This window comes from Paenibacillus sp. BJ-4, from assembly GCF_020404765.1.
Taxonomy (GTDB): domain Bacteria; phylum Bacillota; class Bacilli; order Paenibacillales; family Paenibacillaceae; genus Paenibacillus.
The window spans coordinates 25,214-45,446 of the sequence record NZ_JAIVEM010000065.1 but is presented as its reverse complement, the minus strand read 5'-3'; the positions used below and the strand labels follow the sequence as shown (position 1 = coordinate 45,446).

19 protein-coding genes are annotated in these 20,233 nt (G+C 48.2%); 9 read left to right on the top strand and 10 right to left on the bottom strand.

What is annotated here, in order from left to right; all coding sequences use genetic code 11:
* Positions 1 to 4: 4 nt before the first annotated feature.
* Together LCF57_RS11060 and LCF57_RS11055 are read right to left on the bottom strand one after the other, a co-directional pair.
* Positions 5 to 1,075 (bottom strand): ABC transporter substrate-binding protein, encoded by a 1,071-nt coding sequence (locus LCF57_RS11060; RefSeq protein WP_226000731.1) that lies wholly within the window; start codon positions 1,073 to 1,075, stop codon positions 5 to 7.
* A gap of 19 nt (positions 1,076 to 1,094) precedes the next feature.
* Positions 1,095 to 2,093 (bottom strand): ABC transporter ATP-binding protein, encoded by a 999-nt coding sequence (locus LCF57_RS11055; RefSeq protein ID WP_226000730.1) that lies wholly within the window; start codon positions 2,091 to 2,093, stop codon positions 1,095 to 1,097.
* A gap of 201 nt (positions 2,094 to 2,294) precedes the next feature.
* Here LCF57_RS11055 and LCF57_RS11050 point away from each other — a divergent pair, with 201 nt between their 5' ends.
* Together LCF57_RS11050 and LCF57_RS11045 are read left to right on the top strand one after the other, a co-directional pair.
* The gene (locus LCF57_RS11050) at positions 2,295 to 3,188 is read left to right on the top strand and encodes a LysR family transcriptional regulator (protein WP_226000729.1); all 894 of its coding nucleotides are present in this window, start codon (positions 2,295 to 2,297) and stop codon (positions 3,186 to 3,188) included.
* A gap of 127 nt (positions 3,189 to 3,315) precedes the next feature.
* Positions 3,316 to 4,176, top strand: coding sequence for a hypothetical protein (locus tag LCF57_RS11045; RefSeq protein WP_226000728.1), 861 nt, complete (start codon positions 3,316 to 3,318; stop codon positions 4,174 to 4,176).
* Between the two features lie 83 nt (positions 4,177 to 4,259).
* On the opposite strand, the gene argS is transcribed toward LCF57_RS11045, so the two are convergent.
* The 3 genes from argS to LCF57_RS11030 all read right to left on the bottom strand — a co-directional run bounded on the left by argS (position 4,260) and on the right by LCF57_RS11030 (position 7,358).
* Complete coding sequence (gene argS / locus LCF57_RS11040) at positions 4,260 to 5,939, bottom strand: arginine--tRNA ligase (RefSeq protein WP_226000727.1); 1,680 nt, start codon at positions 5,937 to 5,939, stop codon at positions 4,260 to 4,262.
* A complete protein-coding gene (locus tag LCF57_RS11035; RefSeq protein WP_226000726.1) occupies positions 5,936 to 6,376 on the bottom strand; it encodes a DUF1934 domain-containing protein in 441 nt (146 codons plus the stop codon). Before LCF57_RS11035 ends, argS begins: the two co-directional genes overlap by 4 nt.
* Positions 6,377 to 6,464: 88 nt before the next feature.
* Positions 6,465 to 7,358, bottom strand: a complete 894-nt coding sequence (locus tag LCF57_RS11030; RefSeq protein ID WP_226000725.1) for a LysR family transcriptional regulator — start codon at positions 7,356 to 7,358, stop codon at positions 6,465 to 6,467.
* 144 nt (positions 7,359 to 7,502) lie between these two features.
* Between LCF57_RS11030 and LCF57_RS11025 the strand changes: the two genes are divergently transcribed.
* A complete protein-coding gene (locus tag LCF57_RS11025; RefSeq protein WP_226000724.1) occupies positions 7,503 to 9,257 on the top strand; it encodes an ABC transporter ATP-binding protein in 1,755 nt (584 codons plus the stop codon).
* Entirely contained in the window at positions 9,254 to 10,993 is a 1,740-nt protein-coding gene (locus tag LCF57_RS11020; protein ID WP_226000723.1) for an ABC transporter ATP-binding protein, read from the top strand. The genes LCF57_RS11025 and LCF57_RS11020 overlap by 4 nt, the downstream gene beginning before the upstream one ends.
* 227 nt (positions 10,994 to 11,220) lie before the next feature.
* Here the strand turns inward: LCF57_RS11020 and LCF57_RS11015 are convergent, their stop codons facing one another.
* Positions 11,221 to 11,700 (bottom strand): DinB family protein, encoded by a 480-nt coding sequence (locus LCF57_RS11015; RefSeq protein WP_226000722.1) that lies wholly within the window; start codon positions 11,698 to 11,700, stop codon positions 11,221 to 11,223.
* A gap of 260 nt (positions 11,701 to 11,960) precedes the next feature.
* Between LCF57_RS11015 and LCF57_RS11010 the strand changes: the two genes are divergently transcribed.
* Both LCF57_RS11010 and LCF57_RS11005 read left to right on the top strand, forming a co-directional pair.
* The gene (locus tag LCF57_RS11010; RefSeq protein WP_025716126.1) at positions 11,961 to 12,275 is read left to right on the top strand and encodes a MazG nucleotide pyrophosphohydrolase domain-containing protein; all 315 of its coding nucleotides are present in this window, start codon (positions 11,961 to 11,963) and stop codon (positions 12,273 to 12,275) included.
* 12 nt (positions 12,276 to 12,287) lie between these two features.
* The gene (locus LCF57_RS11005) at positions 12,288 to 12,869 is read left to right on the top strand and encodes a TIGR00730 family Rossman fold protein (RefSeq protein WP_226000721.1); all 582 of its coding nucleotides are present in this window, start codon (positions 12,288 to 12,290) and stop codon (positions 12,867 to 12,869) included.
* A 200-nt stretch (positions 12,870 to 13,069) separates the two neighbouring features.
* Here LCF57_RS11005 and LCF57_RS11000 read toward each other — a convergent pair whose 3' ends face one another.
* The 3 genes from LCF57_RS11000 to speE all read right to left on the bottom strand — a co-directional run bounded on the left by LCF57_RS11000 (position 13,070) and on the right by speE (position 15,520).
* Positions 13,070 to 14,362, bottom strand: a complete 1,293-nt coding sequence (locus LCF57_RS11000; protein ID WP_226000720.1) for an MFS transporter — start codon at positions 14,360 to 14,362, stop codon at positions 13,070 to 13,072.
* Positions 14,256 to 14,555, bottom strand: coding sequence for a hypothetical protein (locus tag LCF57_RS10995; RefSeq protein WP_226000719.1), 300 nt, complete (start codon positions 14,553 to 14,555; stop codon positions 14,256 to 14,258). The genes LCF57_RS11000 and LCF57_RS10995 overlap by 107 nt, the downstream gene beginning before the upstream one ends.
* Before the next feature lie 137 nt (positions 14,556 to 14,692).
* Positions 14,693 to 15,520 carry a polyamine aminopropyltransferase gene (gene speE / locus LCF57_RS10990; RefSeq protein ID WP_226000745.1) on the bottom strand — a complete coding sequence of 276 codons (828 nt, stop codon included), beginning with the start codon at positions 15,518 to 15,520 and terminating at the stop codon, positions 14,693 to 14,695.
* Between the two features lie 320 nt (positions 15,521 to 15,840).
* On the opposite strand from speE, the gene LCF57_RS10985 reads away from it, so the two are divergent.
* Positions 15,841 to 17,898, top strand: coding sequence for a transglycosylase domain-containing protein (locus tag LCF57_RS10985; RefSeq protein ID WP_226000718.1), 2,058 nt, complete (start codon positions 15,841 to 15,843; stop codon positions 17,896 to 17,898).
* Between the two features lie 54 nt (positions 17,899 to 17,952).
* Here LCF57_RS10985 and LCF57_RS10980 read toward each other — a convergent pair whose 3' ends face one another.
* The gene (locus LCF57_RS10980) at positions 17,953 to 18,453 is read right to left on the bottom strand and encodes a transporter (RefSeq protein WP_226000717.1); all 501 of its coding nucleotides are present in this window, start codon (positions 18,451 to 18,453) and stop codon (positions 17,953 to 17,955) included.
* A 216-nt stretch (positions 18,454 to 18,669) separates the two neighbouring features.
* Here LCF57_RS10980 and LCF57_RS10975 point away from each other — a divergent pair, with 216 nt between their 5' ends.
* On the top strand, positions 18,670 to 19,062 hold the full coding sequence (locus LCF57_RS10975) for a VOC family protein (RefSeq protein ID WP_226000716.1): 393 nt from the start codon (positions 18,670 to 18,672) through the stop codon (positions 19,060 to 19,062).
* A gap of 183 nt (positions 19,063 to 19,245) precedes the next feature.
* On the top strand, positions 19,246 to 20,097 hold the full coding sequence (locus tag LCF57_RS10970; RefSeq protein ID WP_226000715.1) for a pentapeptide repeat-containing protein: 852 nt from the start codon (positions 19,246 to 19,248) through the stop codon (positions 20,095 to 20,097).
* The last annotated feature ends 136 nt before the right edge of the window (positions 20,098 to 20,233 follow it).

Here is a 20,233-nt window from a genome sequence, read left to right as displayed (position 1 = left end):
CCGCTTATTTAAATATTTGCGTGAACTTCTCCGTCACGTCAGGCCCGTGCTCACCCATCCATTCCCAATTGGTGTTCAGCAAGGGAATCTCATCCAGGTTGGCACGCTTGTCGGCTTTGACATCCGTGCGGCCCGGAAGCAGGGAAGCATCCGCCACCAGCTTCTGTGCTTCGTCCGACAGCAGATAGTCAATGAATGCCTTGGCATTCTGCTCATGCTGCGTTGATTTGAGAATGGCCGCCGGGCGAGGACTGATCACTGTTCCTTCCTTTGGATAAACAATGTCAATCGGCTCGCCTTTGGCTTTGGCCTTGTAGGTCATGTAATCGACCGCAGCTGCAACCATGCTTTTGGCTCCGGTAATGACCGGGTCCAGCGCTTCCTGATTCGCGCCAGCCATGGCAACACCATTAGCCTTGTACTGCTCGAACAACGTCCAGCCTCCATCGCCCTTGGCGCTCAGATAACCTGTCATGAAATCCAGCGCCGAGCCGGAGAGTGACGGATCGGGAATGTTAACTTGGTCCTTATACTCTGGCTTTGCCAGATCGGCCCATGATGTCGGGGGCGTCTTCACCAGATTCGTATTGTACGCAATACCTAGCGCCGAGGCACTGGTACTGAAATAATGGCCTTCCTTGTCAGACCAGTCGGGATTCAGCTTGTCCGCATTTTTGGCCTCGGGGTAGGGCAGCGTGAGTCCATCTTTTTTCAAGCCTTGCACGGAAGGGAGAGATGCCAGCACCACTACATCTGCTACCGGATTCGTCTTCTCGGCTTCCATCCGAGCGAGAATTTTACCGGTTGTCCCCTGGAATAGCTCAACTTTAACTCCACTTTGTGCCTCATAGCCTGCTACCAGCTTTTTCGCCAGCCCATCCGGGCCTGCGCTGTAGACAACCAGTTTCTGATCACTGGATGCCGCCCCGGCTTGTCCAGCTGGTCCCGTCGCTTGAGCTCCATCCTTGGAGGGTGTAGCGGCTCCACAGCCTGCAACAGCCAGTCCGAAGGTTAATGTTAATGCGAGCATTACGCCTTTTTTCCATCCTGTGCGAAAAACGTGCCTGTTCTTCATCTTTTGTATACCCCTTTTCTTATGGTTCGAGTTGGTGGATGTACTGCGGTGATACCCAAATTTGCTTTCGTTCCCCTATGGATAAACGGGTCGAATGATAAGCGCTCCATAGCTCCCCATTCTCAGCCAGCATACGTATCTCATACCGATCCCCCACATAGCTGACATGCTGAACCTTTACTGTAAAGGCGTGCTGGTCCACTTGATCCTGTTCCCAGCGCACATGCTCGGGGCGGAATAGCATCCGCTCCGGCTGTAGCCAGTTCGATTTACCGATAAACCTCGCCACCTCTGGATGAGATGGACGACCATAGATGTCCTCTGGCGTTCCCGTCTGTAATATATGCCCGTTCTTCATGACGACCACCTCATCAGACATCGACATAGCCTCGACTTGATCATGGGTAACGTACAGGGCGGTCAGACCTAGATCGCGCACCAGCGACAACATTTCGATGCGCATTTCTTCCCGCAGCACCGCATCCAGTGCACTGAGCGGCTCATCGAACAATACGAGCCGGGGCCGAACGGCAACGGCGCGGGCAAAGGCGACCCGTTGCTGCTGTCCGCCGGACAACTCATGGGGATACCTACCTTCCATCCCCGATAGTCTGACCTTGTTCAGTGCCTCTAGCACCACCGCCCGCAGCTCCTTGGCACGCCCGCCACCGGGAAGTTTGGCCTGCTTGCCTGCACGCAGGCCAAAGGCCACATTTTCAAACACCGTCATATGCGGCCACAACGCGAAGTCCTGAAACACCATGCCAAAATGACGAAGATGTGCGGGCACATCCTTTTTACGTTCAGCCGAAAATAGAATTTCCTCGCCCAACGTGATCGTGCCGCTATCTGGCGTCTCCAGCCCGGCGATCATGCGCAGAAGCGTTGTTTTCCCACAGCCGGACGGACCGAGCAGTGTTGTGAATTTTCCCCGTCGCACAAGCAGATTGGTCTCGTGCAATGCGGTCATATGACCGAAGGTTTTACTCAACCCGTGAATATGTAGATCTTGATTCATCGCATTACCCGCCTGTTCTTCTGACTGACCCCAGTGTAAAACTTGAATTCGCAGCCTGTGTTATTGGAAAGTTAAAACAAAATTAATTATTTCAATGAATTGTGTTAATACTCATAGATTTAATCTATATAGAGGGGATTGATACCGTAGCACCAGAGGCAAGCATAAGTTTCCAATCAATCAGAAAGTGGGGCATCCCAAGTGAATTTGAGTCTTCTAAAGCTGCACATTGTAGAGTTGCTGGACAAGCACCATAAAATTACCACCGTGGCCGAGCTTCTCGGTCTGAAACAACCAACCGTTACCTTTCATATGAAGAATCTGGAGCGGGAATTCGGTGTAAAGCTGTTTGATACGAGGATGGGCAAAATCATCCTGACAGATGCCGGCCAAGCGCTACTCCACTATGCCGCCAAGATCAACGCACTCGCTGCCGAGGCAGAGCGGGTCGTCTGCGAATTCGACACGCTTCAGCGGGGAAGCATTCGAATCGGAGCAAGCTATGTACCCGCTACCTACTTGCTCCCTGCGGTGCTGCACCGTTTTGCCCGTGAGCATCCGGGGATTCATATTTCCTTGTCGGTGAAAACAGCTCCAGTGATCAAGGACATGCTCACTCGCCACGAAATTGACCTCGGCGTCATCTCGGCAGAGCCGTTTCAAGCGCCAACGCTGGTGGCCGAGCCCTTAAGCGAGGATGAACTGGTACTCATCTGCGCACCCGGTCACTCGCTCGCAAGTGAAACCGGGCTGACGCCCGAACGCATCGCTTCTTCCTCCTTCGTGCTGCATGGCAAGGATTCCAGCACACGGCACATGACCGACAAATGGTTGGAGCATGGCAACCGTCGTCTCCCCTCCTATTTGGAGCTGGATTCGCTCGAGGCCATCAAGCAGTCGGTCATGCTGGGAGAACACGTCTCCTTCGTCTCCCGCATTGCCGTACAATCGGAAGTCCAACGCAGGCTGCTAGTGATCCGGCCCATTCCGGGTCACCGTGTTGAAAGATACATTTATATGGTCAGCAACCAAGACCGCCATCGTTCGGCGCTGATTCGCCGTTTTGCTGAATATTTGTCATCGAACCAAGATTAAATCTTACCTGTTATATAGAAATTATGGTATTTTTTAATCGTAGTACCGCCCAGCCTTGACATACGACTGACAATAACCCCGTAAAGTATAGCGTGTACTACCATTCGGACGAACAGGAGAGGATAGAATGAAAAAGAGGTTTCGTTTTACAAAAGTATTGTCGGTCTTAACCCTGAGCGCAGTGCTGCTCGTAACGGGATGGAAGGGAGCCGAGCCTGTACAGGCCGCCGCCAATGCCACTCCAAGCTATGAGGTAAAGATGCTGCTGGATACGGCTCAGGTTCTCAATGCAGATGGCTCTCTGAAAAGCAGCATAGTACATGAGTTCCAAATTAGCGATGAGGTACAAAGATTGAGCGTAGAGTATTTCGATACCGATCAGCTTCAATTGAACGGCGAGGGCTGGAACGTCAGATTTCGCAAAAAAGAGGATAAAAAGAATTATGAATTAACCTACAAAAAGCGCTACACGGTCACAAATGGAGATATTGAGGCAGCTCTTAGCCAAGCCAATAAAGAAGGCTTCGACGCTTCCGACGATAACTATGAGGCTGAGGTGGACTGGGGCTATAGCAAGCAAACGTTAAGCTTCTCCAATGATAAGAAAACATCCGCTTCTAAAGGATTAACGCTTCCTTCCCCGGATCAGGCACTAAAACAGCTGTTAGATCACCTTCCGGGCAAGCTGCAAAACTGGAAAGACAGCAACTGTGGCAAAAAAACCTTGGCAGACTCCAGAGTTCGCGGCCCGGTACAGGTCAGCAAATACGAAGGCAGCTTTCAGGGACTGGATACCGACGTTGAAATTTGGCCCATCCGCAGTGCGAGCGGATCCGGCACAGATACCATCATCGAAATTTCTTTTAAAACCTCGGATTACAGCGCTGCCGCCAGCAACCGCACCCAGCTGATCAACTTGCTGCAATCCAAGGGATGGCTGGTTCCTGCCGATTCCCTGAAAACGAATCTGGTGCTGGAACGGTACTAAGCCAAGCTGCTTTCATATAAAAAGGAACCGCACGTGCCATCCTGTTCTGGATAGTACGTGCGGTTCTTTTATCGTTACAGCATTTACATACGTTCCGGCGCAGACACGCCCACCAGTTTCAGCACGTTGGCAATGGTGGTGCGCACCGCGCCAAACAGTGCCAAGCGAGCTTGCGTTTGAGCAGCATCCTCGGTGATGACGCGCTCTGCCTTATAGTAGCTGTGGAATAGTGAAGCCAGCTCATAGACATAGCGAATCATACGGTGCGGCGCAAAGTTCGCAGCTGCTACAGAGACTTCCTCCGGCAGCTCACCGATTTTGCGCAACAGGTCATATTCATGCTCAGCCGTCAGCTTGGACAGGTCCACCTCTGCCAGTGGCAGTACAGCTATCCCCTGCTCCTCGGCTTGACGATATACGCTGCACGCACGTGCGTGCGCATATTGCACGTAGAATACCGGATTTTCATTGGATGTGGAAATCGCCAAATCCATATCAAAATCCAAATGCGAATCCATGCTGCGCATCGTGAAGAAGTAACGAATCGCATCCACGCCTACTTCTTCCATCAGATCTTCCATCGTCACGGCCTTGCCGGTACGTTTGGACATTTTCACCTTTTCCCCGTTTTGGAACAGGCTGACCATTTGGGCAATCAGCACTTTAAGCTTATCCGGGTCATTACCCAGCGCTTCCATAGCTGCCTTCATCCGTGGAATGTAGCCATGGTGATCGGCGCCCCAGATGTTGATGATCGTATCATATCCACGGGCATATTTGTCGCGATGGTAAGCGATATCCGGTGTCAGGTAGGTGTAGGTGCCGTCATTTTTGATCAATACGCGGTCTTTATCGTCGCCGTATTTGGTCGTGTTCAGCCACGTAGCTCCGTCCTTCTCGTAGATTTCATCACGATCACGGAGCTCGTTCAGCGCCTTGAGCACTTCGCCGTTATCATACAGCGATGTTTCGCTGAACCAGGAGTCAAACGGTACACGGAATCGTTCTAGGTCACGCTTGATCTTGTTCAGTTCCTTTTCCAGACCATAGTCACGGAAATAAGCAGCGCGATCCCCTGGTTCCATAGACAACAAAGCATCGCCCTTCTCAGCCACCAGCTCTTTGGCAAACCCGATGATATCCTCACCATGGTAACCGTCCTCCGGCATCTCTGCGGGCTGTCCCAGCTCTTGCAAATAACGTGCTTCAATGGAACGGCTCATATTGTAAATCTGGTTACCCGCATCATTAATGTAGTATTCACGAGTAACTTGATATCCGGCATAATCAAGCACGTTGCAAAGAGCATCCCCCACTGCTGCACCACGCGCATGCCCCAGGTGGAGGCTGCCTGTCGGGTTCGCGCTGACAAATTCGATTTGGACCTTTTTGCCTGCACCTACCTGTACACGTCCGTAATCTGCTCCCTGTACTTGTACTTGTTCAATAATGGTATACAGGTAGCCCTTGTTCAGACGGAAGTTAATAAAACCCGGTCCGGCAATGTCCGCACTCTCAATAGAAGCGGCAGCCAAATCCATATTTGCGATCAAGTCTTCAGCGATTTGACGCGGGTTTTTCTTGGCAATACGGGTAAGCTGCATCGCAGCATTAGTAGCCAAGTCACCGTGTGACTTGTCCTTTGGCACCTCCAGCGTAATGGTCGGCAGCTCTTCGCGGCTCACGATTCCGGCAGCCAGTATCGCGGCCTCGATGGCCGAGGTCACCTTTTGATTAATAAGTTCCAGTGGATTGCTTGTCATGATTGTTGCTCCTCCTGTATATGCAAACTGATGGCAAAATGCCCCGAGAAATCCTCAAATACGTACAGATCATAGGTCCAGCTCACATATCCGCTAAATCCATCCATCCGAATATCAAGCTTCTGTGTATGCGCAGACATGTTCAGGTTCAAATAAGGCGATCGGTAAAATCCCGGCAATCTGCGTCCAAGCGCAAATGACTGCTCCGATTGCACCTCGCCGTGACGGATCAGTTTAAGCTCATCAGGTCCGATTTTGACCGTGTTCCGTGTCATTCCTCCCTGAGGACCCTCTTGTGGCTCTTCATACCTTATATATAGATGCTTCCCACGCACGATGGCTTCTCCAGGAAGCTCCTGGACCACATCTTCCCCATCATGATGACTATGAAGGCGAATTTGGACCTTTGCATTGTGTGGCATGTGTTCAAACTCCATTCTATCGCTATCCTACTGTACTACTATATCCAGTTCCCGATTGCAATTCAAATGAGTTTTTACAAAAAGATGCTTTCATTCAAAAAAATCAGCTATCACAGGTTCGCTCATCGGATGCCTGACTAAAGCTTTCGATAAATCGGGAAGCCAGGGAAGACATGTATTTATCCTTGAGCCACACTGCGGCTACACGAGTATGCAATTCTTCACACATAATTTCCTTAACGATTAACTGGCTATTGCTGCCCAGTGACAACGCAGACTGTGAAATCATGCCGATACCCAGCCCTTCATTAGCCCAGTGAAGCGTGGTGCGAGCATCATCGTTTTTGCAAAATAAGTTCGGCTCAAAGCCATGCTTCATGCAGGTATCGTGGATCAGTTGTTCGAAGCGGCGGTATACAATTAACGGCCTGTTCTTCAACTCTGACAATGTGATAGTCTTCTGGTCAGGTTTCCAGTCGTGTTCTTGTGTCATCACTGCGACCATCGGCTCAGAGGCCGCATATCTGCAGCCCAAATCGGTAGTGTTGAACGGTGTCCTGACAATACCAACCTCCACAATTCCTTTGTTCAAAAGGTCGAGAATCATAAACGTATTTCCCTCATGAATTTCAAATTTTACACCTGCATAGTTTTTATGAAACTCGGAAAGCCTGTCCTTCATCAGGGCTGCGCCGGAGGAGGAGACGGTTCCAATCGTAAGGGTACCCTTCGTGCCCATGGCAACATCATTAATTTCTCTTGTCGTAGCATCTGTCAGCTCCAAAATCTGCTTGGCTCTGTTCTGCAAAATGATGCCGGCCTCCGTCAGATGAAGGCTTCGCGGACCTCGATGCACGAGTTTTACACCAAGCTCTTCCTCCAGCTGCATGAGCTGCTGACTTAAGGGGGGCTGGGCCATTTTCGACTTTTTCGCTGCTGCCGTAATTTGTCCTGCCTCTGCAATCGCCAGAAAATACTTAAGATGTCTCAATTCCATCATGGACCTCCGGTATATGAAATACATATGCCTCTAATATATATTAAATATTATTCATATGGTTTGGGATATGCCATAATCATATTCAGTTATCGCGTTGGGTCAACAGGCTTTATATATCATTTTAGTTAGGTGATGGTTTATTTGCTGAAATTCGCTGTTTTTTTGAAACCTTATAAAAAGGAAAGCATCTTGGGACCTCTGTTTAAGCTCATTGAGGCCATTCTGGAATTATTGCTGCCTACCATGGTTGCTCTCATGATTAATCACGGCGTTGGCAAAGAAGATACCCATTATGTGTGGCAGATGGGTCTTTTGATGTTGCTTATGACCCTGCTGGGCTTCGGCAGTTCAATGGTGTGCCAGTTTTATGCAGCCCGGGCCTCTCAAGGATTTGGTACGACGCTGCGCAACACGATGTTCCAGCACATTTCATCGCTCTCTTATGCGGATCTCGATAAGTTTGGGACACCTTCGCTCATTAACCGGATTACAAACGATGTTAATCAGCTCCAAACGGCAGTCGCGATGCTGATTCGTCTGGTCATTCGCGCTCCTTTTATTTGTATCGGAGCTATTATGATGTCGATGATTCTGGACTTCCGTCTGGCTTTGGTGCTGTTGGCGGCTACGCCGATCCTGGCTGTGATTTTGTACCTGGTCATTACGAAGGCTTCGCCACTCTACCGCTTATATCAGAAAAAGCTGGATAAAATCGCTTTGGTGCTAAGCGAGAATCTGACCGGGGTACGGGTAATACGAGCTTTTGCCAAAAGAGGAGCCGAACGAGTAAAGTTCACTACAGCCTCCGATGATCTGACCCAGATCGCCATTCGTGTCGGTCGAATTTCCGCTTTGCTTAGCCCGGCCACCTTGCTGGTGGTCAACGGAGCCATTATTGCCATCCTGTGGATCGGGGGTATCCATATCCAATATGGAGCCCTTACACAAGGAGAGATTATCGCTTTTATTAATTATATCACGCAGATTTTACTGGCTCTGATTGTGGTGACCAATTTGATTATTTTGTTCACCAAGGCTGCCACCTCAGCAGCACGGATTCAGGAGGTGCTGGATACGCAGGCTTCCATCTCCGATGTTGCTATATCTGGAGGTCAGCCACATACAGATCACATATCCCCACAAAGCACCGTACCAGCTATCTCCTTTGATCATGTCTCCTTTGGATACAATCCAACAGGACAAATGGCGCTTAGCGATGTAGACGCAGACATCTATCCGGGTGAAACGGTCGGCATCATTGGAGGAACAGGCTCGGGGAAATCTACATTTGTGAATCTCATTCCCCGATTCTATGATGCGGTAGAAGGCAGTATACGGGTTGCTGGAATCGATGTCCGGGATTACAAACTTAAGCAGCTGCGGCAAAAGATCGGGATTGTCCCGCAGAAGGCGCTGCTGTTCACCGGCACCATAGCGGATAATATCCGCTGGGGCAATGAACATGCCACCGATGAGGAAGTGGCGCAGGCGGCCGCCATTGCACAAGCGGATGAATTCATTTCCAGTTTACCCGAAAAATACGATGCCCCGATTACCCGAGGGGGTCTTAATCTGTCGGGAGGCCAAAAGCAGCGGCTTACTATTGCAAGAGCTATTGTAGGGAACCCGGAAATCCTCATTTTGGATGATTCCTCAAGCGCACTTGATTTTGCAACCGACGCTGCCCTGCGCAAATCGCTACGGGACAATAGCACCCATATGACCGTCCTACTGGTCTCGCAACGGGTAAGCAGCGTGCAGCATGCCGATAAAATTATTGTATTTGATGAAGGACGGATTGCCGGTATCGGCACACATGATCAGTTGATGAGCAGCTCAGATGTATATAAGGAAATTAATCATTCCCAGCTCTCAACGCAGGAGGTAGATCAATGAGCAGCAAGGAAACGTGGAAGAGACTGTTAACCTATGTGAATCAATATAAGAACACGACATATGGGGTCATTGTCTGTGCGATTATCAGTGTGCTTGCCAGTCTGGTCGGGCCTTATATGATTGGTCGCGCTATCGACCATATGGCGGGTCAGGGGGGAGTGGATTTTAGAGGTGTCGCGCAAATTCTAGCCGGATTAGGCATTGTATATGCGGTAGGAAGTCTGTTTAGCTGGCTGCTTACGTATTTGACGAACCGGGTTGCTTTTCAGACGGTAAATGATATGCGGCGGGAGTTATTTGATCATTTTAATATCCTTCCGTTAAGCTTCCATGACAATCACCCTCAAGGAGACAGCATTAGCCGATTTGTAAACGATATGGATGCCGTTTCAGATGGGTTGCTCCAAGGTTTCTCTACCTTGATTACGGGAATTGTTACCATCATAGGCTCCATTGTGCTTATGTTATATATCAGTCCCATGATGACATTGGTGGTACTCGTCTCAGCTCCGGTCACATATGGCGTGGCCAGATTCATTACCACAAGATCTCAACGCATGTTCCGCGAACAGGCCAAAATTTTGGGAAGTCTGAACGGTTATGTGGAGGAAATGATCGGCGGACAGCGGGTGGTGACTGCCTTTCATTATGAAAACCGCACGTTTGAGGAATTCTCTGCCAAAAACGAACAATTATATCAAGCCGGGGTAAAATCACAGTTCTATGGATCATTATCGAACCCCTCTACCCGATTGGTCAACAACATGACTTTTTCGGTTACCGCAATGATTGGCTGTATATCCATCATTTTGGGGGTGATCTCGGTGGGTGGATTGTCGAGCTTTCTAATTTATACTAATTTGTTCGCCAAGCCCTTTAATGAAATTACGGGTGTGCTCACCCAGTTCCAATCGGCAACAGCTTCCGCTCAGCGGATATTTGCCATTCTGGATTCGCCGCCAGAGCAGCCGGAAAAATCAAATGCAGTGCAGTTGGAACGCAGCAAAGGTACGATTGTTTTTGATCATGTCAAATTCTCCTATAACCCGGAACGCACACTCATTACGGACTTTAGTCTCGAGGTTAAGCCGGGCACACGGGTCGCGATTGTCGGCCAGACCGGGGCAGGCAAAACGACACTCGTCAACCTGCTCATGCGGTTTTACGATGTGGACAGCGGCTCCATATCCATCGACGGGGTGAATATCAACGACATGTCCCGGGACAGCTTGCGGACGAACTTTGGCATGGTGCTTCAGGATACATGGCTGTTCAGCGGCACCATTCGGGACAATATCGCTTACGGAAAGCCGGAAGCCACAGAAGAAGAAGTCATTGCGGCTGCGACAGCTGCCAATGCGCATAGCTTCATTAAACGTCTGCCTCATGGCTACGACACCGTCATCAGCGGCTCAGGCGACACCCTGTCCCAAGGGCAAAAGCAGTTGCTCACCATTGCACGGGTGATCCTGGTTGATCCGCCTATGCTTATTCTGGATGAAGCGACCAGCAGCATAGACACCCTGACAGAGGCGCGTATCCAGAAAGCATTTATGAAAATGATCGATGGACGAACCAGCTTTGTGATCGCCCATCGGCTATCGACCATTCGTGAAGCGGATTTGATTTTATACATGAAAAACGGTGATGTCGTCGAAAGCGGAACCCATGATGAGCTGCTTGCAAGCGGTGGCCATTATGCTTCGCTCTATAATAGCCAGTTTACTACGGCCTAGCAGGCATACTGGATACGGTCACAGGTGAACTTAAACCCTAACAAACCGTTCCTCACCTGATCCATTCCACATCCTGCCCAATATCTGAACAACAAAAAAGGGAGCCATAATAAGTTTGGCTCCTTTTTTGAAGCACCTCGATTTTTCACATAGATTGTTGCTTTCTTGATCATAATTTTAAATGGTTGATATAGTAGGGTTTAAGTAAGATTTTAACAAAGTCAATATCAATCCCATATCTTAGGACGGTCTATTCCCATTGTTCTCATATAGTCTAACAACTGACCTGTGTGGACAGATTCGTGGTAAGCAATACGTAATAACATACCCCCAAGTGTTTTAACATAACCACCTGTATCAGAAAGGTCTATTTCTATATTTTCTAAGTCGCCTATACTAATTGTTTTAACGTATTTCAAGAATTCCTCACGATAAGGCTGTGCAAATTCAAGTTCATCATCTACTGATACGAATTCTTTTGCTTCAAAGGGATTGAACAAATTAGATAGTGCTTTACTCCCCCTCCCTAGAAGAACTTGGTGAAAAAGAAACTCACCTTGTAATAAATGTCTGATCATCTCAGCACAAGTAAGAGCATCTTTATCAGGCTTCCAATTTAACATTTCTTCGGGTATAGCTCTCCATACTTTTACACTTCTACATCTAACTTCTTCAAAATTTAAAATTATTAAATCAACTGAATTCATCAAAGGTTCACCCCTTTTCTTCTATTCATAGAAAATCATATCAAAGTTATTTCAACAAGAATATGCTCTTATTTATTACGCAAAAACAACAAAGTTTACGAAAACAGCCTAGATAAAACAAATAGAGACCGCGATAACAGCGGTTTGAAAAATACCCTTTCATATTATATAATAAAAACACGAACAAATGTTTCTGTTTTGTTGTTGAGATTTTGTGTATAGTTCACACCTATACATCGGTTTATGTTGGGAGGCTGGATATGGATATTAATGAATTTCAACAGTGGGTAAAGCAATATTACCATAAGAGAAACTGGTCTGATTTGGATATATTCGTCCGAATTGGCTTTCTGGCGGAAGAAACCGGAGAGGTTGCGAGAGCCATTCGCGCCTTGGAAATCGGCAGAGACCGGCCTGATGAGATCGAAGGTTCATTCGAGGATAACAAGGAACATTTAACTGAAGAACTTGGAGACGTACTGGGTAATCTCATCGTGATCGCCAACAAGTATGACATCACCTTGGAGGACATATTTCGGACACACCAGCAAAAACTTGCAAAGAGATATTCATAAGGGGGGTCTAACATGAAAAGCATTGCTGTTTTCTGCGGTTCCAGTGATGGGGCGTCTACGATTTATCGAGAGCATGCTATTGCTCTGGGGAAGGCACTTGCCGAACAAGAGATAAGCTTGGTTTATGGAGGAGCAAGCGTTGGTTTAATGGGTGCAGTAGCTGACGCAGTACTTCATGCAGGAGGTCACGTCATTGGCGTGCTCCCTCACTTTTTGCAAAGCCGTGAAATTGCACATACTAGCCTGAGCGAACTAATCATTGTTGATTCCATGCATGAACGAAAATCTAAAATGGCTGAGATTGCGGACGGGTTTATTGCTTTACCAGGTGGCCCAGGTACAATGGAAGAATATTTTGAAATTTTCACATGGGCACAGCTAGGCTTGCATGAAAAGCCATGTGGTCTTTTAAACATTAACCATTATTACGATCCCCTTATTTCTTTGTTTAATCGTATGGCTGAGGAGCAATTTATGCAGGAAAAATATCGTGCGATGGTAATTACAGATACTACTCCGCAAGGAATCCTACGGCAATTTACCAATTACACTCCTCCTGCCGTCAAAACATTTATCACGAGCAAACGGATCTAATATTATAATGGTACATATCGCTTAACAGCATACTGTTTAAAATGATATGTAAGGAACACCACCGTCAACATTCTTCCAGTGGTGTTCCTTTGAAATTGAGGAAATTATGTTTTTATTCTCCCTATCGTCACGTCCACTTTTACACCTGCAATTAACTATGTAGTCATCCAACGATGTCACGCCTAATGAGAACGCCAATTTTAAATGCCAGCCCCCGTAGCGGTTGGATGGTCCACTTGCTCATTCTCCTGAAAATCCCTGCGATAGAACCAGCCAATCAGAACGGCAATGGTGGTCATAGCCGCAGCCAGTAAATACACCTGCACCATGCCGAAACGGTCAGCATACCAACCCAGGAATAACAAGGACAGGCCGAAAGCGAGATTTGTAAGCACATCAATCCCTGCCATCACTTTGGGAAGCTGGGCTGCCGGCGCGCTGGTTTGCAGCAAGGTGCGGCGAATAATGCCCGCCATTTGAACGGGTATACCGGATATTGCAAAAAGAACCAGTGCAGCGACCGGGATCGTATTGAGCGCAAACACAACGGTAATCAGTACATATACCATTAACGCCCCCAGCATATACAGAAAGCTGTTCTTTTGCAGCCGTTTCACCAAACCAACGACGAGAAGCCCGCCTAAAATCATGCCTGAAAAAAAGGAGGCATTCATAAAGCCCCACCAGCTCTCATCTTGATGCAGCACTTGTGTCACATATGCCAGGATGAACACGCCAACCCACGAGGTTCCTCCAATGGTATCCACACTATCCACGATCATCAGAGAACGGATGCGGCGGTTATGCCAAATGATCTTCCACCCTTCTCCAAGCTCCTTCCAGTATGCCCCCTTCTTCTTCTCTTTGACCAACCCAGCTTCATTCGAAGAAGGATCAGACGATTCAGAACCTACTTCTTCTTGAGCCAGCGGATCACGGATGAAGGACGTGACGATAGCGGCCACGAGATAGCAACACGATGCGACCACCAACGTATTCAACGAGCCTAGCCAGACAATGACAATACCGCTTAATGCCCAGCCTGCGCATTTAACTACTTGATCACTGACCGACACCATACCGTTCGCGCGCATGAGTCCTTCACCCGTAGCCAGACGAGGTACCAGCGCATTGCGAGCAGGATTGGTCCATCCATCCAGAAAAGACATGCCGAATACCATAATAAAAATAAAGAAAAAAGACTTCTGCCCAGGCGTATTCCACAGGTACAACAATAACAGCGTGAAAATCGCAAACTGCCCTAGCTGGGAAAACAACAGAACCCGATTCAACCGGAAGCGACTGAGAATAATCGGTGCCACCAGCCCGCTAAGAACCTGCGAAGACAAACGAAACAACGGGATCAAAATGGTCGTCATTAATGAATCACTTGAAGTAAACACCAATACCACGATACTCAGCAGATAAATAATATCCGCCACATTGGAAACCGTCTGGGACCCCCATAGATAATAAAAAGAGCGTCTGATCAAAAAAATTTCCCCCTCTTTGGTACATCGCCAAGTTATGTATTTCCATAACCAAACCTCCCTCTGTTGATATTACAATTCTGTCAAATGTCTGGTTCTTTGTATATTCCACATACACCCTTAAATTTCCTTCTTTTATCTTTAAAGGAAATTCAGTGTCCAGTATGCTTTCATGCCTATTTTCAATTTTATCCATAACAAAAAAGCGTCTGTAGCGCTCTTTTTCACCCAAAAACAGGCGATAAAGAACACTGCGACGCTTCTTAAAAGTTACATTTATTTTATGTCATAACACGCTTATACTTGGATGTATATCCAGCTTGTTTTACTTCCTTACTTCGTTAAATCCTCCACAAATTTAGGCAATACAAACGCCGCTTTGTGTAACCGTGGACTGTAATACCGAGTATCCATCTCTGGAATTTGAGCTTCGTCTACTTCAAGCGGATCATACTTCTTGCTGCCAAGCGTGAATGTCCAGAGACCGCTCGGATAGGTCGGAATGTTCGCTCCATACACACGTACAATCGGGAAAATTTCCTTTACATCTTTGTTGACCTTCTGAATCAAATCAGCCTTGAACCAAGGGTTATCCGTCTGCGCCACGAAAATGCCATCTTCCTTCAGCGCTTCAAAAATGCCTTGGTAAAATCCGCGCTCAAACAGCGGTGCTGCCGGACCGACCGGCTCTGTCGAATCGACCATGATGACGTCGTATTCATTTTTATGTTCGATAATGTGCATGTAGCCGTCATTGACCAGCACTTCCACGTTAGGCTCGTCCAGCTTCCCGGCGATCTCAGGTAAATATTTTTTGGAATATTCGATCACCTTGCCATCAATCTCAACCAGCACAGCCTTGTCCACCTCAGGGTGCTTGATCACCTCACGAATAACGCCGCCATCGCCGCCGCCCACAACCAGAACCTTTTTCGGATTCGGATGGGTATTCAGAGCGGGGTGTGCTACCATTTCGTGATAAACGAATTCATCCTTTACGGTGGTCATTACCATGCCATCCAGTACGAGCATATTGCCGAATTCCTCTGTCTCGATCATCGCTAGATCCTGAAACTCCGTTTTCTCAGAGACATACGTTTGTTTGATTTTTGCTGTAATGCCGAAAGAGGGAGTCTGCTTCTCCGTAAACCACAAGTCCATCATTTCAACCTTCTTTCTGATCAAAGTATGTGTCCGGCAATCCTTGTATCGCCCAGGTCGCACTCTTATCATTCCAGTCGAGCCAGCATAAACGTTGGATTTCCTTATATATGCAACACGCAAACGCCGAGTTTGCTATATTTATTGTACCAAACACGCTGTGCTTTCACACTTTTTGCATTATAAAGGATACCTGGATCAACTGCAAAAGCATTTTTCAGGTTCCAGCAGGTTTAAAACAGTTACGTATACGCATCTGATGAATAGACGCTTTCGGATTGACTATACTGAGAACATCAACCATGGAAGGAGGTGGCAGGATGGCCGCTACAACCGGGCAATTTCCCAAACGCAAGCCGCTCTGGCTTCGATGGTTTCAGGGACTGCTGTCACTTACCATTCTGACGGTCATCGCCGCCTGCATTCTGCTCGCCTATTTATATACTACCAGTCTCCCCCTCGCGGATACGGACCGGAATTCACGTCTGCTGGATAGCCAGGGTCAAGTCATTGCCACCTTCTCTGCGGGGGGCAAGGAATCCATGCCTGTCCAGCTGGATCAAATTTCACCCGATCTGATTGCAGCTACACTGGCTGTGGAAGACCGAAAGTTTTACGATCATTTCGGCTTTGATTTCAAAGGCCTGGGCAGAGCTGTGCTTGTCAATCTGACCCATTGGGATATGTCGCAAGGAGCCAGCACACTGACTCAGCAGCTAGCACGCAATCTGTACCTATCTCATGAGAAAACGTGGACACGCAAGGCCAAGGAAGCCATCTATACCGCGCAGCTGGAAATGAAGTACACCAAGAACGAGCTGCTGCAAATGTATTTGAACGAAATCTATTATGGTCACGGTGCTTACGGCATTGAAGCGGCTTCGCAGATGTATTTCGGTAAATCGGCAAAAGATCTGGATTTGGCTGAAAGCGCCCTGCTGGCAGGTATTCCGAAGGGACCGACCTATTATTCGCCGTATAACCATATGAAAAACGCAAAGGATCGGCAAAAAATTGTATTGGATTCCATGGCGCTCACTGGCAAAATTACTCCGGCCCAAGCTACCAAGGCCTATGAGGAAATGCTCGCCCTGCGGCCTGAGAGCCAGCGCCGGACGGTAGAAGCCGCTCCCTGGTTCCGCGACTACGTCCGCCAACTTGCAACGAATCAGCTGGGAATTAGCGAAGGTGTGCTGGAGCATGGCGGGCTGAGCATTTATACCACGCTGGACATGCACATGCAGCAAGCAGCCGAGGCGGCTGTAGACGAGGGCATGAAGAACAACAACGGACTGGAAACAGCGTTAATCTCCATGGACCCGCGCAACGGGCATGTGAAAGCCATGGTCGGCGGGACCAATTATGTCAGCAATCAGTACAATCATGCGCTTGCCACGACCCGGCAGCCCGGCTCATCCTTTAAGCCGATTATGTATCTGAGCGCACTGGATTCCGGCGAATTGACGAGTACGTCCAAGTTCGAAAGCCGACCAACGTTGTTTCACTACGATAACAACCGCAAAACCTACAAGCCCAAAAATTTTGGAGACAAATATTTGGGCGAAATCGATCTGCGGCGTGCGATTGCGGCGTCCGATAATATTTATGCGGTAAGCACCATTTTGAAGGTGGGAACGGACAAAGTCATGGACCTCGCCCGCAAAATGGGCATTACGAGCGAGCTGAAGCCTGTGCCTTCCCTCGCGCTGGGCGTATCGCCTGTCAGCCCGTTCGAGATGGCCTCAGCCTTCTCGGTCATCGGCAGCGGCGGACAAAAGGTCGCTCCGGTGGCGGTGCTGCGCATTACTGATGCGGCCGGGCGGTCGCTCTACGAAGCACCGCAGGCCGCTCCGGTGCAGGTAGTGAAGCCCGCCTCTGCCTACGTCCTCACACGCCTTATGGAAGGCGTGTTCGAGGAAGGCGGCACCGGCAATCGGGTCGCAAAGCTGATCAAGCGCCCGGTTGCCGGGAAGAGCGGCACGACCAACACCGATGCGTGGATGGTCGGCTTCACGCCCGAGCTGTCCACCGCCGTCTGGGTCGGCTATGACAAGGGCAAGGCCATCAGCACGCAGGATGCCCGACGGGCGGCACCGATTTTCGCGCAATATACGGAAAAAGCGCTGGAGAATGTGCCGCCCAAAATCTTCCCCATCCCTGACGGCGTAGTCAGCGCCTATATTGATCCGGCCAGTGGCAAGCTGGCTGCGCCGGACAGTCCAGATAAGCGGCTGGAGGTATTCGTCAGCGGCACGGAGCCGAAGGAAACCATATCAGGGCAGAACAACCCACCGGCAGCGACACAGACTGACCAAGCGGAGCGACAGGCAGAAAAGAAATCATGGTGGGGCAATTTCAAGCGATGGTGGATGGAATAACAGCCAAAAAAAAGACTGAGGGAACGCTATAAGCGCTTCTCTCAGTCTTTTTAGTTACCAATAGCAACTAAACGACTCGATACGGTTGGTATCTACACCATAATAAGTCCAGAAACGACCATTCCATCGGAATCCCGCTACGGATGTTCTGCCTACAAAGACGGGATACAGCCAGAATCGCTGGCCATTCGTTAGCCATATAAACGTGTTGCGGAACAAGCAACCGGAGATGGCTAACGGATCAATAGCGTAGGCCGTGACCAGTGGCTTTGGTGGCGTAAATTGCGGCGGCGGGGCAGTTGGCGCTTGGGCTTGGGGTCCCGGTCCGCCAGGACCAATCGGTCCTGGCGGCGGCGAGAACGGCCCTTGCCCTGGTGGCGGGCCAAAAGGCGCCAGCGGTTGTGGCGAAAAAGTTCCTCCCCCTGGTGGTGGGCCAATCGGTGAGGGGAACGAACCCTGTGTACCAGGAAATTGGGGAATCGAAGGACCTGACGGTGTGATTGGACCCGGAGTGCCCGGTTGTGTTCCGAAAGGCACCTGTGGCATTAAAGACATGTGTTTCACTCCTTGTGTTCTAGGCTGATGTATCCTATGCGGGACATCAGCCCGTGGACTGGGCGAATCCCCATATCGTCACGCATTCCGTTTTTTCGTCCCTTTTCATCAAAAACTAATGTATGTCTTCATGGAGCGCCTCTTCAATTGTGAATATTTCTATTCGAAAAGCGGAAAAATGTTAACATCTACCATCCAGTCCAAGGAGCTGATCGTATGCAGGATTCCAACCCAAAAATAACAACATTTTTTATGTTCTCCGGTCAAGCAGAAGAAGCCATGCAATTTTATACCTCTGTATTTAAACCGTCGGACATCATTAGCGTATTTCATCAGGAGAACGGAGCCGTATTACATGCTGTTTTCACCCTCAAAGGACAAACCTTCATGGCTATTGACCAAAATCATCAGCACAAGCACCCTTTTACCCCGGCTTTATCGCTATTCGTCACCTGTGATTCGGAAGAAGAAATTCACCACGTGTTTGATCAGCTATCGCGGGAAGGTCATGTTCTAATGCCCCTTGAGGCCTCGCCTGTAAGCCAACTATTTGGGTGGGTCGAAGACAAATACGGAGTTTCATGGCAATTGAATTTGGCAAAAGCATAACCTACTTAGCTTATTGTAGCTTTTTCAAATAACCCGATTAAGACCACTCTGGTCTCGACCGGGTTATTTGTTATTAAGTATAGGGATCATCTTTTCTTCCTGATATGAACGAGTCTAATTAAAACAATATTTTTTATGGTAATATTACATTTAATAGGTGCTAATAAAAGGATGTGTGAATCATTGTCTAATCAGTTAGTCAACCACAACCATAATCAAAACAAATTTAGTGCAGATTGTGAAAAATGTTTTGGTTTATGCTGCGTAGCTTTACCTTATGCAAAATCTGCTGATTTTGCTTTTAACAAGGATGGAGGAACTCCTTGTCAAAACCTAAATGCGGATTATCGTTGTAATATTCATAAGAATCTAAGAAATAACGGCTTGCGAGGCTGTACGGTATATGATTGCTTTGGGGCAGGTCAAAAAATTTCTCAAGTTACGTACATCGGAAAAAGTTGGCGGGACGACCCGGCAATTGCTGAGGAAATGTTCAGTATATTCCCCATAATGCAACAGCTTCACGAAATGCTTTATTACTTAAATGAAGCCCTTGGCTTAGAAGAAACTCAACCCATCTATACAGACCTACAAGAAGCTATGGCGAAAACCGAGCAGCTTACTGATCAAGATCCAAAATCCATTTTAGATCTTCATGTATCAACGCATAGGGCGCTCGTTAATGATTTGCTTCTACAAACAAGTGAGCTCGTGCGTAAAAAAGTTAATAAAAACATGGAACACAGTAAATATAGTAAAAAAATCAAGCACAAAGACCTTATGGGTGCTAATTTAAGAGGCGCTAATCTTAGAGGCACTAATCTGAGAGGAGTTTTACTTATTGCTGCTGATCTCCGAGAAGCTGATATGAGGATGACCGACCTTATCGGTGCGGATTTTAGAGACGCTGATTTGAGTGGAGCTAATCTCGAAGGAAGTATTTTTCTGACACAAGCGCAATTAAACTCGGCCAAGGGCAATCGTAAAACCAAAATCCCTCCTTCTTTAAGTATTCCAAGCCATTGGCTACATTAGATTTTAGCCACATAAAAATCCCACCACGGAATCGGATGGTGCTTCCTATCATTCCCCCTTCTACTGCACCATTCCGCCTCCCCGTTTGTATGCTGGTATTTTGTGCTCAACTTGTATATCCCTCTTTACACTCTCA